This window comes from Crateriforma conspicua (assembly GCF_007752935.1).
GTDB lineage: Bacteria > Planctomycetota > Planctomycetia > Pirellulales > Pirellulaceae > Crateriforma > Crateriforma conspicua.
The window spans coordinates 3,849,732-3,862,760 of record NZ_CP036319.1 but is presented as its reverse complement, the minus strand read 5'-3'; the positions used below and the strand labels follow the sequence as shown (position 1 = coordinate 3,862,760).

11 protein-coding genes are annotated in these 13,029 nt (G+C 57.0%); 6 read left to right on the top strand and 5 right to left on the bottom strand.

What is annotated here, in order from left to right; all coding sequences use genetic code 11:
• The first annotated feature begins 1 nt into the window (after position 1).
• Complete coding sequence (locus Mal65_RS14245) at positions 2 to 1,495, top strand: DUF1501 domain-containing protein (protein ID WP_145298782.1); 1,494 nt, start codon at positions 2 to 4, stop codon at positions 1,493 to 1,495.
• A 2-nt stretch (positions 1,496 to 1,497) separates the two neighbouring features.
• Here Mal65_RS14245 and Mal65_RS14240 read toward each other — a convergent pair whose 3' ends face one another.
• A complete protein-coding gene (locus Mal65_RS14240) occupies positions 1,498 to 1,887 on the bottom strand; it encodes a hypothetical protein (protein WP_145298779.1) in 390 nt (129 codons plus the stop codon).
• A gap of 237 nt (positions 1,888 to 2,124) precedes the next feature.
• Here Mal65_RS14240 and Mal65_RS14235 point away from each other — a divergent pair, with 237 nt between their 5' ends.
• Positions 2,125 to 4,011, top strand: coding sequence for an alkaline phosphatase D family protein (locus Mal65_RS14235; protein ID WP_196784162.1), 1,887 nt, complete (start codon positions 2,125 to 2,127; stop codon positions 4,009 to 4,011).
• Positions 4,008 to 4,808: an SDR family NAD(P)-dependent oxidoreductase gene (locus Mal65_RS14230; protein WP_196784161.1), complete on the top strand. Its 801-nt coding sequence runs from the start codon at positions 4,008 to 4,010 to the stop codon at positions 4,806 to 4,808. Before Mal65_RS14235 ends, Mal65_RS14230 begins: the two co-directional genes overlap by 4 nt.
• A 49-nt stretch (positions 4,809 to 4,857) precedes the next feature.
• Here Mal65_RS14230 and Mal65_RS14225 read toward each other — a convergent pair whose 3' ends face one another.
• The 3 genes from Mal65_RS14225 to Mal65_RS14215 all read right to left on the bottom strand — a co-directional run bounded on the left by Mal65_RS14225 (position 4,858) and on the right by Mal65_RS14215 (position 8,039).
• On the bottom strand, positions 4,858 to 5,598 hold the full coding sequence (locus Mal65_RS14225; RefSeq protein ID WP_145298773.1) for a haloacid dehalogenase type II: 741 nt from the start codon (positions 5,596 to 5,598) through the stop codon (positions 4,858 to 4,860).
• Between the two features lie 213 nt (positions 5,599 to 5,811).
• Positions 5,812 to 6,795 carry a DUF6807 domain-containing protein gene (locus Mal65_RS14220; protein ID WP_165701275.1) on the bottom strand — a complete coding sequence of 328 codons (984 nt, stop codon included), beginning with the start codon at positions 6,793 to 6,795 and terminating at the stop codon, positions 5,812 to 5,814.
• 35 nt (positions 6,796 to 6,830) lie between these two features.
• Positions 6,831 to 8,039 (bottom strand): AraC family transcriptional regulator, encoded by a 1,209-nt coding sequence (locus Mal65_RS14215; protein ID WP_145298768.1) that lies wholly within the window; start codon positions 8,037 to 8,039, stop codon positions 6,831 to 6,833.
• Between the two features lie 224 nt (positions 8,040 to 8,263).
• Here Mal65_RS14215 and Mal65_RS14210 point away from each other — a divergent pair, with 224 nt between their 5' ends.
• From Mal65_RS14210 to Mal65_RS14200, 3 genes are all read left to right on the top strand, one after another.
• Positions 8,264 to 9,112, top strand: a complete 849-nt coding sequence (locus tag Mal65_RS14210; protein WP_145298766.1) for a sugar phosphate isomerase/epimerase family protein — start codon at positions 8,264 to 8,266, stop codon at positions 9,110 to 9,112.
• Between the two features lie 75 nt (positions 9,113 to 9,187).
• Positions 9,188 to 10,498, top strand: coding sequence for a Gfo/Idh/MocA family protein (locus Mal65_RS14205; RefSeq protein WP_145298763.1), 1,311 nt, complete (start codon positions 9,188 to 9,190; stop codon positions 10,496 to 10,498).
• A 154-nt stretch (positions 10,499 to 10,652) separates the two neighbouring features.
• Positions 10,653 to 11,678: a DUF6807 family protein gene (locus Mal65_RS14200; RefSeq protein WP_196784159.1), complete on the top strand. Its 1,026-nt coding sequence runs from the start codon at positions 10,653 to 10,655 to the stop codon at positions 11,676 to 11,678.
• A gap of 740 nt (positions 11,679 to 12,418) precedes the next feature.
• Here Mal65_RS14200 and Mal65_RS14195 read toward each other — a convergent pair.
• Positions 12,419 to 13,021 (bottom strand): hypothetical protein, encoded by a 603-nt coding sequence (locus Mal65_RS14195; RefSeq protein ID WP_196784158.1) that lies wholly within the window; start codon positions 13,019 to 13,021, stop codon positions 12,419 to 12,421.
• Positions 13,022 to 13,029 lie beyond the last annotated feature (8 nt).

Below are 13,029 nucleotides of genomic sequence, written 5' to 3'. Positions count from 1 at the left end.
GATGCAACGCGAAAACCTTTCCCAGACATATCAACGCCGTCGCATCGACGACGTGACGCGGCGGCGTTTCTTGATGGATTGTCCCATCGGCTTGGGGGCGATCTGGATGGCCAGTCAGGCCGCGAAGTCGCAGGCCAATCCGTCGAAAATTCAAATCAATCACGCGCCCGACAATCCGCTTAGCCCGCTGGAACCGCCGAAGCCGGCGAAGGTCAAACGCGTCATCTATTTGCACATGGTGGGCGCGCCCAGCCAGTTGGAACTGTTCGATTACAAACCGGATTTGGATCGGCTGAATGGCAAGCCGTGCCCCGATTCGTTCTTGGAAGGCAAGCGATTCGCCTTCATCAACGGTCGTCCGATGATGCTGGGCCCTCAGTATCCGTTCGCTCGCCACGGTGACAGCGGTACCTGGGTCAGCGATCGGTTGCCGCACTTGGCCAAGCATGTCGACGATCTGTGTCTGATCAAAACGATGCAGACCGAACAGTTCAACCACGGCCCGGCACAGTTGATGGTTCACACCGGTGCGGCCCCGATGGGTTCGCCGTCGATCGGTTCATGGGTGACCTGGGGACTGGGCAGCGAAAACGCTGACCTGCCCGGCTTCATCGTGTTGTTGTCCGGTGGACGGTTGCCGCGTGTCGGCAAAGCGTTGTGGGGATCCGGTTTTCTGCCATCGGTTTATCAGGGCGTCCAGTGCCGCAGCCAAGGCGAACCCGTATTGTGCGCGGAGAATCCGGATGGCGTGACGCGTCAATCCCGGCGGCGGGTTTTGGATGCACTGGAGGACATGAATCGCCAGTCGTTGCAACGGTTCGGTGACCCGGAAACCGTCACCCGTATCGCCCAGTACGAAATGGCCTATCGGATGCAAGCAGCGGCACCGGAGGTGATGAATCTGCGCAGTGAAACGGCGGCAACGCTGGAGGCTTACGGTGCCGATCCCGACAAGGAATCGTTTGCCAACAACTGCTTGCTCGCACGCCGTTTGGTCGAACAAGGGGTCCGCTATGTCCAGCTGTTTGACTGGGGATGGGATTCGCATGGTGCGGCAAAGTCCGAAGCCTTGAACCACGGCTTTCAAGACAAGTGCCAGCAGACCGACAAACCGATCGCTGCATTGTTGGCGGATTTAAAGCAACGTGGTTTGTTGGAGGAAACGCTGGTGATCTGGGGTGGCGAGTTTGGGCGGACACCCATGCGTGAAAATCGTGGCGGTGGTGAAATGACCTTCGTCGGCCGCGATCACAATCCCGAAGCTTTCACGATGTGGATGGCCGGCGCGGGCGTTCGCAGTGGAATGACCTATGGCGAAACGGATCCGGTCGGATACACGGCGGCGGAAAACCCGGTCCACCTGCGTGACTTCCACGCCACGCTGCTGCATCTGCTGGGGTTTGATCACCAGTCGATGAGCGTGCGTTTCAAAGGTCTCGATCAACGTTTGACTGGCGTGAAGCCAGCGAAAGTCATCCACGACATCGTCGCCTAGTCCTACCTGTCGACCTCCTCATTGATCGCCAGAACGCCAACCGCCGGTGCGTCCTCCGTAAGCGGCCTAGCGCTAGCCGCCGGTATGTTTATCTTGAGCGGCATGGCGCTAGCCGCCGGTATGTTTATCTTGAGCGGCACGGCGCTAGCCGCCGGTAAGTGTATCTTGAGCGGCATGGCGCTAGCCGCCGGTAAGTGTATCTTGAGCAGCATGGCGCTAGCCGCCGGTATGTCTAACTTGAGCGGCCTGGCGCTAGCCGCCGGTATGTTTATCTTGAGCGGCCTGGCGCTAGCCGCCGGCATGTCTAACTTGAGCGGCCTGGCGCTAGCCGCCGGTATGTTTATCTTGAGCGGCCTGGCGCTAGCCGCCGGCATGTCTATCTTGAGCGGCACGGCGCTAGCCGCCGGTCCAGGAATCCGGTACCGGCGGCTAGCACCTCGCCGCTCTTAAAAAAGACGACATCCGCTTTTCGCTTACAGATCGCATAGTCCACTTGCGGTGAATGATGCAGCGGGTAAACGATCGACAGAGTCACCGCGGTTCATCGTCGTGTCGCTTGTGCACAGAAGCGGGTTTACAATGACCCGCTCCGACGCTTCTACTTCCTCGCCCCAGCCCACCAGACAGTCATGGCATCTACTTCGATGCGCGCGTTCGCATTGCTTATCGGTACCCTTTGGTTCGGCGTCGCAATACCTGCGCAACGTCTGTTCGCGGAAGACACTGATATTGCCGACGCGCGTGCTCGCGATCCGATCCGCCTGACTCACGGTCCCATGTTGGGACATGTCCGGCACGATCGCGTTCGTGTTTGGGGCCGCACCTCGGATCCCGGCCAGTTTGTCGTACGATTCGGTGAAGATCCGCATCAGTTGACGATGGAAAGTAGCCCGGCCATAACGCGGTTGGAAGACGATAACACGGGTTCAGTGACCGTAGATGGTTTGAAGCCGGACACGCGTTACCACTATCAGTTGGTCGTGAACGATCGCCCTCATGGGTTGCCCGGTTCGTTTCGAACGTTGCCCAGCGCGGATGCGTCGCGGAACGAGCAATACAACCCGGACGGTTTGTTCAACTTTCGATTCCAAATCGGTTCTTGTGCCAATCAAAATCCGTTGCACGGCATCGGGCACCGCACGCCGACCTACGAGCATCTGAATCGCGATTGGGCCGACGACGTTCACTTTCACGTCATGAACGGCGACTGGTTGTACGAAGAACTTCGTGATTATCCGGCCGAAGCTTGGCGACTGGTTCAAGGTGCACCGCAGCACCCCAAGGTCACTGAAGTGATGCCGACGATCACCGGGGTCTGGGAGAACTACAAGCTTTATCTTTCACGTGGTGTCGAACTGGCAAAGTGGCACCGTCATGTTCCCAGCTACTTCACCTTTGATGACCACGAATTGGTCAACGACATCTGGGGCAGTGGCGAGTCGGGCAAACGTCATCGACGGACAGTGTTTCGAGATATCGGTACCAAGGCCTGGATGAACTATTTGGGCTGGGCCAACCCGATGGCATTCGATCATCCTGTCCACTTTGGGTTTGCGTCGATGAAGGCGGGCAGCGATCGACTGGTCGATCCTGATGCGGACTTCACGGCATTGCCGCTGGATCAAATGGGCAATCTGCACGTGCACTGGGGCACCGCGGCGGCCGGCGTGAATGACATGCTGTTTGATGACGATTCGGGCAACCAAAATTCATTCGTCTACGACATTGCGGAAGTGATCGACAAACACACGCTGCGGTTGCACATGCCGGCCAAGGTCGATGATCCGCGTGTCAGCTATTCGATCGGTCGCCGCAGCTATGGCAGCTTTCGCGTCGGAAACTGCGATTTCTATCTGCTGGATACTCGGGGAAACCGTGACATGCACGATGTGACCGATCGTGGTAAGACGGGGGTGTCCATGTTGGGCGACGACCAGTACCAGTGGCTGATCGATTCGATGCGTTCCAGCGATGCGGACTTCTTCTTTGTCATCTCCACCGTCCCATTCATGATCCCGCACAGCGGCGCGGGCGGCTTCGAAGCCGATGCGGCGAACAAGGAAGAAGCTTGGACCGGATTTTTCGACGAACGCGAGAAACTGATCGATGCTTGGTCGGACTTGGGCAAGAAAGTCTTCGTCATGACCGGAGACTTGCACAACAGCTTTGCCATCAAGATCACCGATGACATTTGGGAGTTTTGTTGCGGGCCGCACAACAGCGTCAATCACGTGCCGGAGCTCGATGAAAGTGATCGTCCTGCGACCGGCAAGTTCAAGTTTGGGCCGCGTGAATGCGATATCCGCTGGAGCAGCTACATTCTGGCGGACGTTCCGCGGTTACAGCGATTGTACCCGCACTACTGTGTGGTCCAAATCAACAACGTTTTCAACATGCCGGTCCAGCGTGGTGACAAACGCTTGGTGGCGTATCCGCATCCACAGGTCTTGTTCCAGTACTACGACGGTTGGACCGGTGAATTGTCCTATGCCGAAGCGATCTCGGTGGATCGATGACCCGCAGTGACAGTGACGCATTGCTTCCCATGCAGGGAACGAACGTGGTCGTTACCGGGGCTTCATCGGGCATCGGGCGATCCATCGCGATCGACTTGGCCGCCGCGGGGGCCGCACGCGTGCTGGTGCACTATCGCACCAACGAGACGGGGGCACGCGAAACGGCGGACATCGTTCAATCCGCCGGGGCCGATGCTTTGTGCCTGTCCGCGGATTTCGGACAGGATGATGACATTGATCGATTTGCCCAGGAAGCCTTTCAACGTCTTGGTTATGTCGACGCGTGGGTCAACAACGCGGGCGTTGATGTTCTGACCGGCGATGCGGCACAGTGGTCCTTTCAGCAGAAGCTGGAACGTTTGCTACGCGTTGAAGTCGTCGGGACGGCTCGATTGTCGCGGCACGTCGTCGACCGATGGCAGAAGCAAGCCGGGGATACTCCGCCATCACTGACCTTCATCAGTTGGGATCAAGCGATCGAAGGAATGGAGATGGACGCGGGGCAGATGTTTGGTCCCGTCAAAGCCGCGGTGCGTGCGTTTGCCAATAGTTTGGCACAGCAAGTCGCGCCGACAATTCGCGTCAATACCGTCGCTCCCGGCTGGATCCGAACCAGTTGGGGCGATAGCACCAGCGAGTACTGGGACCGCCGGGCCCGAGAACAGTCGTTGATGCAACGTTGGGGAACGCCTCAAGACGTCGCCGACGCGGTCCGTTACCTGGCCACAGCACGACACACGTTCGTCACCGGCCAAACAATCAACGTCAACGGCGGGTTTTCACGTCGGTTTGAATAAAGAACGCCGGTGCGAAACTTAGAGCCGGCTTCGCAGATGCGGACCATCTTTACCGAGCCAGTCGTTTCGCCAGTTCACGCAGATCATCAACGATGACGTCTGGCTTGTTTGCGTTGGGATACAGCGACGCACCGGGTCGAGAGATAAAGGCGGTCTGTAGTCCAACATGGCCAGCGCCCGCGAGGTCCCATGCATGAGCGGCGATCATCATGGCGTCCGAGGCAGCAACGCCCAAGTCATCCAAGACCATCCGGTAGGTGGCACCATCCGGCTTGAACTTACGGACCGCCTCAACGCTGTATCGTTTCTCAAACAAGTCCGTCAGTCCGGCGTTTTGCAGCTGTGCTTCGGCGCCAGCGGTCGACGAATTGGTCAGGCTGACCAATCGATACCCCTGTTTTTTCAACGCTCGCAGCCCTTCGATCACATCTGGATGCGCCGGCAACGATCGGATCACCGGCACGATGGCTTCGCGGGCCTGCTCGGGCGACAGTGAAATTCCCTCACGATCGGCCACCATTTGCAGGGCCGCAACGCCGATGTCGCCAAAGCTGTGATACTGGTCGATCGAGTTTTCAACCAACGAGTAATGCAGCATCGTTGAAAACCACAGCGGCAATAAATCTTCGCGCCCGTTCAGCGTGGATCCCACCGACGTTTTCAGTGGTGTCAAATCCAGCAACGTTTCATTCACGTCAAAGATTAGAACGGTTGGGCGCGACATCGGTTTCTCTGTGGGTGGATCGGCAAAGATGGGCCTGGAAATCGTCGAAAGCGAAGTCAAAGCCATTGCGAAAACGATCGTGATCAACCGGCGTGAATTTGGCACGTGAATCAAGTGATGGGTTTGGGCGATTCATGAAGTGAAGCGGACCTTTGGCGACGTCAGTACAGAAAACGCCGTGCCAAAAAATTCCTTCACCGCAGACGGCGATTGTCCACACCAACAACGATCAACGTGCGGTCGCTAGCTGTTTGGTTGACCATGTCCAAAGCCGTTGGCTTACCGCCACTGATCGCACGCCGACCGCAATTGCCCGTCGGTCCAACGCTCAGGGTGCGCGATCAATCGATACCGCAATGTCAACTGTTCACCCTCATTCATCTTCAACGGACTGTCGTGCAGTAACGACGCATTGATATAGCCCATTTGGCCGGAGCGTACGATGTACCACGGAGTTGGGTGCCGGGGGTTGTCGGGATGGTCCAGGATCGCCAGGCCGACGGGGGTGCCGTCGATCGTGCCCTGATAATCGACTGCCTTGCCGTGACCGCGATGTCGGTTGCCGTCATCGAATTTCAACGGGCCGGCAACTCCAATCGCGTTACGCTTCGTTAAGTCCTTCGCGAACCGAACGGACAGACCGGCGTATCCGCCGTAGTTCTTTTGCGGCGGCGTTCTATCCAACGTGACATCGATCGTCGCGCGAAAGGTCGATTTCCAATCGATGGTGAACGATCCATCGGCCGAGGGTGCGGATACCTGAATCTCTCGATTCTCGGTCAGCACCGTGACCGGATCATCGCCCTGCTGATACCGCAACTGCATCCGAATGGTTGCCGACCCATCGTTGTGTGTTTCAACGTCTGGCGATTCCCAAACGGTTCTTCCAGCGGGCAGACCGGATTCGCGATCCAATTCCCAATAGTTCACACCGTTGATGTATTTCCAACTGAACCACAATCCGTGGTGCCAAATGTGATCGGCGGGCTGATTCCAAGTTAGTGTTTTTCCACCGACGGCGATCGGATGAAAATAGGGTTTGCTGGCGTCCAATCCCCAACAGAACTTCCAGATCGATTCATCATTGGCGCTCAGCGATAATGTGGTTTCGGTTCTTTGCCAATTCAACGCATCTGATGAAACGTCTTGCCCAACAAGCAGTGTTTGTCCGCTGATGGACAGGCACATGAATACGAAACCAAGAAACAGGTCGATACCGATTTTGTGCGATCGACGTGTGATGGTCGACGTGGTGTTTGGCATGAACATCAATAGCCTTTGGTGGGATGTTGGAAAGATCAGTCCGTGGCGACGTCACGGGTGACATTATGGAAGAATTGCAGCCGATACTGTCGCGGCGTCTTGCCGACGATTCGGCGGAAAAAACGAACGAAATTCTCGGGCGAAGCAAAGCCGACCTTGTCCGAGACTGCATGCACGGGCAAAGCGGTATCACGCAGCAATGTCTTCGCACGCTCGATGCGTGTTTGATTGATTTCGTGAGCCGGGGAATGTTTGAAATAGGCGCGAAAACGCCGTTCCAATGTGCTTCGAGACACGTACATTTCCTGGGCCAACTGCTCGACGGTCAAGCCATGGATCGCTTCCCGCGCGATGATTTGCATCGCCATGGATAGTTCCGGATCATGGATGGCAATCGGGTTGGTCGAGCCACGCGAAACGACCCCGCCCGGTGAAATGAATTGCGGCTTGGGGTGTTTCTTCGAACCGGAGCGTTTGGGCGTCGGCCGGTTCATCTTTTGGTCAAGCAGCGCGGCGGCGTGATACCCGATCTGGGATGCATCTAAATCGATACTGGACAGCGAAGGGGAAAGCAGACTGCAAACCAGTTCGTCGTTCGATGTGCCCAAGATTCCCACGTCCACCGGAACCCGCAAGTCGATTTGCCAGCACGATTCCAACAATCGAACGGCCTGTGAATCGGCGACCGCCCAGATCCCGACGGGCTTTGGCAACTGGTCCAGCCACTGCAGGGTCGGCTTTTCATACGCGGGCTTCCATGGTGGGTAAGGTTGATGGTCACCCTCGGAAGCCCCCGGATAGACATGACCGCTTAGCCCACGTTGCCTGACGATCGTTTCGAAGGCTTTCAAGCGTGCGTCGGACCACCATGAATTGGAATGGCTGTAAAAGGCAACGTGTGGATAGCCCTGCTTGATCAGGTGGTCGATCGCATGCTCCGCGGTGATCATTTCATCGGTGCGGACTTCGCTGACCAAAGTCTGTCCGTCGCCCAGCAACTCGACCACGGGACATTTCAGACGGTCGAATTCTTTTGCGAGTGATCGAACCGCACTACGCGTGATGATCCCGTCGCCTTTCCAATTGCGCAGCCAGGGCGACAAGCCTTCCAGGATTCCACGATCCTGGAAGTGGAAGATCCAATCGGCCTGTTCTTTGGCGAATCGCGATATGCCTTCGATCACTCCGCGACCAAAGACGCGCGAGGTTTCGACGAGCAATAGAACGTGTTTCTGCTGTGCCATGCTCGAAGCGTATTCGATGAAAAAGTCCGCTGGGGCCCTGTGACAAGAAACTACCATAAATATGGCAAGTTCCGTCAGTGCAGGGAGCCATCAGCATGGATATGATCGGACGCGTGGACAGTTTCATCGCTGTCCCCACGTCGGCCCAGCGTCGTTGTCGGCGTGGTCATCGCCCCAAAACAAACACATGCCTTTCAAAGGCGACATCAAAGGGATAAAGGTTTATGGGAAAGGTAGGAATCGGCCTGAATTTGGAAGCCGTCCGGACATCGCACAAATCCTTCGAATGGGGCGTGGAGTTTGCTGCGGATCTGGGTTACGAGTACATCGAACCGATGGTCCATTGGGGCCGCGAACTGCTAAGCGAGGCGCGGTACTTCCACAGCGTTTCGATGTTGGACGATCCGTTTCGCGTTCGCGACACGGTTGAAAAGCACGGGCTGAAACTGTCGGCCCTGTCATCGCACAGCCAGGCATCGAAGCCCGAGATTGCGGTCGAATATCTGAAACAGGCGGCCAGGTTTGCCAAGGAAGCTGGCGCACCGATTATCAACACGCACGAAGGGCACAAACAACCATGGACCACCATGGAAGAAGACTTTGTGCTAATTCGATATTCGTTGATGGAAGCGTTGAAGGTCTGTGAACGCCGCGGCATCAAGATCGGCTTTGAAATGCATCAGACGTATTCGCTGAAGCCGGATCTGTACGATCGCTGTTTGAACTTGGTGGATTCACCCAACTTGGGTGCCAACTTTGACACCGGCAACGCCTACCTGGGCGGCGAAGATCCCCATGAGTGGATCGAGCGAATCAAGGATCGCGTGATCCACGTGCATGCCAAAGATATCAGCGTTGAACAGTCCGATGCGGAGCGTGGCAAGGTCATGGGCACCGCCGTCGGATGCGCGTGTGGCGAAGGCGTCGTCGACTGGAAACGGATCGTGAAGACGTGCCAATCAGTACCGCAGGACATTGTGCTGAGCGTCGAATGCGGCACGTTGGACCAGGCGGAACGCAGCATCGAACACCTGCGCTCGGTCATCAGCGAAACGGAGCCTATCGCCGTGTGATTCGGTGGCCGTTCCTTGACCTTGCTCACCCCATCCCAATCCTTCCCCCACCATCGGTCACCCACGGAGTTCGTGATGTCCAAAGCCAAACAATCCCGCCGCGGTTTCATGAAGAAGGCTGCCGCGGCGTCGACGGTTTTTGCCGTCCCCACCATCATTCCGCGTTCAGCGTTGGCCCAGGGAGATCGCCCGGGGGCGAACGATCGTATTGCGATTGCGGGTGTGGGCGTGGGACGTCAGGGTTCGGCAATCTTTAGCGCCGCGGCGAAGGACCCTCGAACGGACGTGGTTTGCGTGTGCGACGTGAATCGACCGCGTGCGGAATCGATCGCCAAGCAACACAATGCTTCGGATGTGTCCCAGGACTATCGCGAAGTGCTGGATCGTTCCGATGTGGACGCAATCTTGACGGCGACGCCCGAACACTGGCGAGCCAATGTTTGCATCAATGCCGCACTGGCCGGTAAACACATCTATGCGGAAAAGCCGTTGACGCTGACGATTCCCGAAGGTCGTTTGATGGTGAAGGCGGCCCGGCGAACGGGCATCACGTTCCAAGTCGGATCGCATCAAAGGTCGCAGCGGGAAAACTTCATCGGTTGTGAATTCATTCGCAACGGTGGCATCGGAAATGTCAAAGAAGTTCACGCGGCGAATTACGAGAGTCCCTGGTTGTGTGATCTGCCCGCCCAACCGGTCCCGTCGGGGTTGGATTGGAACATGTGGTGTGGACCCACTGAGATCGTGCCATACCACAAGGAGCTTTATGTCCCGCGCGGCAATCCAGGCTGGCTTTCGTTTCGTGCGTACAGCGGCGGCGAAATGACGGGCTGGGGAACTCACGGGTTCGATCAAATCCAATCGGCGTTGGGCCTGGACCACACCGGACCGACGGAAATCTTAGTGGATGGGCCGGCGTTGGAACTGCCCACCTACAAGACCCCGGAATCCAACGCGCGTGGCAACGAACTTTGTTCGACGCCAAAATTGGCTTATCGATTTGCCAATGGAATCACGGTGCACTTGGACAAGGGCAATCGCGGCGGCGGAATCTTCGTCGGCGAGAAGGCAAAGATGGAAGTCTTTCGAGGACGCCTGGCTTCCAACCCGTCGGAAATGGCCGAAGAGTTGCTGAAGAACGATCCGCGACAAAGTCGTTCGCATGTCGGCAACTGGTTGGATTGTTGTGTCTCCGGCAAGCAACCTGTGGCGGACGTCGAAATCGGACACCGAAGCGCCACCATCTGCCACTTGTTGAACATCGGCCGCATGTTGGGTCGCAATTTGAAATGGGATCCGGATACGGAGCAGTTCGTCGGCGACGATGAAGCCAACGCCATGTTGACCCGCCCCATGCGGAAGGGTTTCGAGTGGCCGACGGTCTGACGCGATCATCGAATTTGCCTGTGACGCGTGATTGCCGATTGGGCAATCTTCCCGACGGTGTCGATTATTCCCACCACTCCCACAGACGCGATCGGTGGGATGGGGTGGAATCCGGCGGTTCCTGTTCATTCTTGATCGCGGCGAGATGGAAACGATGATGCGGCGTATTTGTGAACGCTGGTCGATGGTGATGATGGCCGCGACATGCCTGTTGGGCACCCTAGGTGTCGGCAAAGCTCTTTCCGAAGAACCGGCGACCACCGCAAAGGCAACTATCGCGGTATCCATCGACGATCAAGCGGGGCGTCTGACAATCCGTGTCGATGGCGAACCCAAGATCGTTTACTGCTATGACGATTCAGTGGATCTGCCACACTTTGATCCCTTCTGCAGTGCCAGCGGTCGTCCGATGACGGTGAAGATGACGGATCCGTATCCGCACCACCGATCGTTCTGGGTGGGTGAAAAACACGTTCAGTTGGCCGGACAGTCTCAGCATGCCGACGTCTACAACGCCTTGTACTCCGGCGTGAAAGCATCACCCGACGCAAAGCGTGCCGTCGCGCCGTTTCGTGATCGCGTCAGACACGTGTCGTTCGATGATTTGAAAATCGATGAGGATACCGCGACTTTCAGTGAAATGCTGACGTGGTTCCACGGTTCGACGCCAGTTCTGGACGAACATCGTCAGTATCGTGTCCGTGCGTTGGGTGCTGGCGAATACTTCTTGGACTTTGCGTTTCAACTGACGGCGGCCTACGGCGACGTCACTGTCAAACGGGATGCGTCGCACTATGCGATTCCCTACATTCGCATGAATGACACGTTCAACGTGGAATCGGGTGGCGGTCGTATCGTCAACAGCGAAGGCGGGATTAACCAAGAAGGCACTGATAAACAAACCGCGAATTGGGTGGATTACAACGCGCCGATGAGTGGTGGTGAACGCGAAGGCTTGGCTTGTTTTTTGCATCCATCGACTGGCCCGCCGCACCTTTGGTTGACCCGCGATTATGGAACGTGGGGACCACGTGCACCCAAGGCCTTTCATGCAACAACGTTCACGATTGCGCAAGGCGAATCTTACCAACAACATGTCGGGCTGTTGGTCCACCACGGTGATTCGCAAAGCGGCCAAGTCGACCAACGATACCAAGATTATTGCGATGGTCGGTTGTAATCATCCAACTTGATTGACGGTGGATGGTTTCAGGGGCATAGGGTTTCAGGGGCATAGGGTGGTGGTGTAGCACTTCAGCGGAAATGAGATATCCGACAAGTTTGAACTGACAGACTCGCAGAACCCTGGACTCATCGAACGAGCCAATCCCGTTCGCAGTCGGCATCGGGATTGAGGATACCGGTCCAACCGATCCGATCTACACAGAGACTGTCCATTCCATTGGCATCATGTGTCCGTCGCCAATGCAACGCCGAACAAGCCGTTTCAAATCATGGCGGCTGTGAGCCAATGTGCTGATTGCCATTCCGATCCCCGATTGGTTGCATCGCGTGTGGGCATTCGCTAGATCGAGAAGCTGACTAGGGTGCCTTCTTCGGCCGCCCTCGGGGACGCAAAGTGGGTTCGAGGTCGAGGCATCCCGGCGTTCTAAACGACCTCTCGCGCCTGAAAAAGAGGCCTGACCCCTTTGCGACTCTGAGTTGGAGTCCAGGCTTTAGCCGCTCTTTACGATCGATAACTATTTTTCAGCCCGCCGAAGGGGCATGGCTATCGCCGCATTGACGTGTGTCAGCGGGCGGTGAGACATTCGATAAGTTCGAATCGGCGGACACCGCGATCGTTGACAGGGCAAACGATCGGGAGTTTCCCACGGCGGAAGAGATCGTGCTCGGTCCGATGGTCGGCGATGCCGTCGCGGTGGCCGTTGGGTTCTGGCAAAACCCTCGTCGCATCGCGGCCTATGATTCGGGCAGTGCCGCGCCGGCGATTTCCAGCAATTGGATCGCGGGCTCACCGTTGTAGAAGATCAACGCGGTGCGACCGTACATGGTATCGCCCACTTGGGTCCGCATCATTGTTGACAGGCAGGGGCCCGCTTGGACTTTCCACAACTGGCATAACTGGACGTCCCGATGCACGTTGTGTTCGATCAGCACTTTGCCCAGCGGCGTCGCCTGTTCTTCGATACGACGCCAACATTCCGGTTGCAACGCATCGATGCGCAGACGAACGATTCCGTAAAGTGCGATCCGATGGCTTTGACGCGTGGCCAACAGGATTTCGCGGCAATACCAGTTGTCGCGTTTATGGCATCGCTGCACATGAACGTCGACGGGTTCGCCGTGATAGGCCTCCACCGTCTCGGTCATGTGTTCGCAGTGATTCAGAATCCCGTTGTAAGGTTCGGGAATCGTGTGGGCATTGCTGAAGTCCCCCAACTGTGAACCGACGGCGTCCAAGTCGTAGAACTCCGCCAGCAACTCGGTCAGCTCGATGGTCGGACAGGCGGACCGACCCGAGGCATTGGAATCGTCGTCCGGTGTGGCGATACCGTTGGTCATGCAAACAC